We start from the raw sequence: 2,598 nt of genomic DNA, 5'->3' as shown, positions 1-2,598 counted from the left end.
TGACCTAGTCAGCTATTTCGCGCAACCGGATGTCTGGTCGCCCTGGCGCGCCATCGGCTTGCCGTTGATGAACACGCCATGGCCGCCAGAAGTGACCGAACCGCCGCATCCGGTTCGGCTACCGGTCACCGTGGCCGGTTTGCCGTTGATGAAGACATTGGACGATCCTTCGATCAGCGCGCCGCCGGTCGTGCCGTCGCCTTGCCGCGCGGCGGGTTTGCCGTTGACCATTACGTTCTGGCTTCCGCCGGTGATGACGCCGGGCGATTGCGATGCCGGATTTGGCGTTTGACCCCACGCCGGTCCCGGTCGTGCCGTACCGATAAAGGCGGATGCTGTGACGATCGAAACAACGAGGGGCAGGCGCATTTGCGACTCCGGAAAACGGCGGCGCGAGCCTATCAGGCTGGACCTGGCGGAGCTACGGCCTACCTGTGAACGGCGGTTGCCATTCGATTCGAGAAGCGGGTTGATCCCGCCGCCGTGGCCCGGCATGGTCCGCCGGCAAAGGAACTCACCTTGAACCAGCCCGTCTCCGCATCGCCCGTCGTTTCCGTCGGCTCCGTGAGCTTCGGCCAGGATCGGCCGCTGTCGATTATCGCCGGTCCCTGCCAGATGGAGAGCCGGGCTCACGCGCTCGAGGTGGCCGGCGCGCTGAAGGACATCGCGGCGCGGCTGAACATCGGCCTCGTGTTCAAATCCTCGTTCGACAAGGCCAACCGCACCAGCGCTTCCGGCGCGCGTGGGATCGGGCTGAAGCAGGCGTTGCCGGTTTTCGCCGAGATTCGGTCGTCGCTCGGATTGCCGGTGCTGACCGATGTCCATGAGGCAGCCCAATGCGCCGAGGTCGCGCAGGTGGTTGATGTGTTGCAGATTCCGGCGTTCCTGTGCCGGCAGACCGACCTGTTGCTGGCGGCGGCCGCGACCGGCAAGGTCGTCAACGTCAAGAAGGGGCAGTTTCTCGCGCCATGGGACATGGGGAACGTGGTCGCCAAGATCACCGGCGGGGGCAACCGCAACATCCTCGTGACCGAGCGCGGCGCGTCGTTCGGCTACAATACGCTGGTGTCCGATATGCGCGCGCTGCCGATCCTTGCGCGCACCACCGGCGCGCCGGTTATTTTCGACGCGACTCATTCCGTGCAACAACCGGGAGGCAAGGGCGCCTCAACCGGCGGTGAGCGCGAGTTCGTGCCGGTGCTGGCGCGCGCGGCGGTCGCGGTCGGCGTCGCCGGCGTGTTCATCGAGACCCATCCCGATCCCGATCATGCGCCGTCTGATGGCCCCAACATGGTGCCGCTGCGCGAGTTCGAGGCGCTGGTGCGAAGGTTGATGGCGTTCGATGCGCTGGCGAAGGCGGCCGACCCGGCCTGCCCGGAATGACATCGGCTGACCCGGCAGCGGCCGGGGAGCCCAAATTGCCGCCGCTCCTGAATATCATCGCGCTGGCGACCTTCGCGGCGAGCCTGTCGACGCGCGCGATGGACCCGGTGCTGCCGCATGTCGCCGAGGATATGTCGGTGACGGTCGCGACCGCCGCCGGCCTGTCGGCCGTCACCGCCTTCTCGTTCGCCATCGTGCAGCCGCTGATCGGCGCGGCCGCCGATATCTTCGGCAAGGGACGGCTGATGCTGGTGTGCCTGGTGCTGCTCGGCATCTCGAACGTCGCCGGCGCGCTGTGCACATCCTATGCCGCGCTGTTCGTCACGCGAATCTTCGCCGGGATCGCATCGGGCGGTGTTTTTCCGGTCGCTCTCGGCATGGCCAGCGATCTGGTGCCGGTGCCGCAGCGTCAGGTGGCGATCGGCCGGACCATCGCGGGTACGATGGGAGGCAACCTGTTGGGCGCTTCGTTTGCCGGCGTGATCGGTGATCTCGTCGGCTGGCGAGGCGTGCTTGTCGTGCTCGGCGTTCTGGTTCTTGCGGTCTCGATCGCGGTCGGGCTTGGATTTCAACGCGGGGACGCGATCGCGACCTCGCGACGGATGAAGTTGACCGATCTGCGGCAGGGCTATCGGCAGATCTTCAGCAATCCCAACGCCCGGGTCTGTTATTCGGCCGTTTTCATCGAAGGCTGCTGCGTGCTCGGGCTGTTTCCTTACGTCGCGGCGTTCCTGTTCGAACTCGGTGAAACCCGGCTGTCGATCGCGGGCATCGTCATCGCCGGCTTTGCCGTCGGCGGCCTGTTCTACACCATGACGGTGTCACGGTTCCTGGCGCTGCTCGGTGTCCGCGGCATGATGATCTCAGGCGCCATGCTGGTGGCGGCGCAGATCGTGGCGGTCGGCTTGGGCCCGGACTGGCGTATCCAGCTTCTCAGCTTCGTTGCGATGGGCTGGGGATTCTACATGCTTCACGGCTGTCTCCAGGTGTTCGCCAGCCAGTTGTCCGAGCAGGCGCGGGCGACCGCGCTGTCACTGCATTCGTTCTTCTTCTACATGGGGCAGACGGCAGGTCCCGTCGCCTATGGCCTGAGCCTTTCATGGGCCGGAAAATTTCCCACGCTCGCGGTGAATGCCCTCGTCATCGCGATTCTCGGATTGGTCTGTGCGTGGTTGCTGGTAGGGAAGGCCGCTTCCCGCCTGCGTTAGAGCGGCC

General features: G+C 65.7%; 3 protein-coding genes. 2 read left to right on the top strand and 1 reads right to left on the bottom strand.

Going from position 1 to position 2,598, the window contains the following annotated elements; translation table 11 throughout:
* Positions 1-12: 12 nt before the first annotated feature.
* Entirely contained in the window at positions 13-369 is a 357-nt protein-coding gene (locus NWI01_RS06170) for a PAAR domain-containing protein (RefSeq protein WP_141383047.1), read from the bottom strand.
* Between the two features lie 150 nt (positions 370-519).
* On the opposite strand from NWI01_RS06170, the gene kdsA reads away from it, so the two are divergent.
* Positions 520-1,383, top strand: coding sequence for a 3-deoxy-8-phosphooctulonate synthase (kdsA, locus tag NWI01_RS06165; protein WP_141383046.1), 864 nt, complete (start codon positions 520-522; stop codon positions 1,381-1,383).
* On the top strand, positions 1,380-2,591 hold the full coding sequence (locus NWI01_RS06160; protein ID WP_141383045.1) for an MFS transporter: 1,212 nt from the start codon (positions 1,380-1,382) through the stop codon (positions 2,589-2,591). The genes kdsA and NWI01_RS06160 overlap by 4 nt, the downstream gene beginning before the upstream one ends.
* Positions 2,592-2,598 lie beyond the last annotated feature (7 nt).

It is taken from the genome of Nitrobacter winogradskyi (assembly GCF_006539545.1).
Classification (GTDB): Bacteria; Pseudomonadota; Alphaproteobacteria; order Rhizobiales; family Xanthobacteraceae; genus Nitrobacter; species Nitrobacter winogradskyi_A.
The sequence above is the reverse complement of the archived record's forward strand: the minus strand, read 5'-3'. Positions and strand labels throughout refer to the sequence as shown.

Bases quoted from the DNA above. Each gene is read 5' to 3' on its own strand.
- NWI01_RS06170 (WP_141383047.1), bottom strand. From the start codon at position 369: ATGCGCCTGCCCCTCGTTGTTTCGATCGTCACAGCATCCGCCTTTATC.
- NWI01_RS06160 (WP_141383045.1), top strand. From the start codon at position 1,380: ATGACATCGGCTGACCCGGCAGCGGCCGGGGAGCCCAAATTGCCGCCG.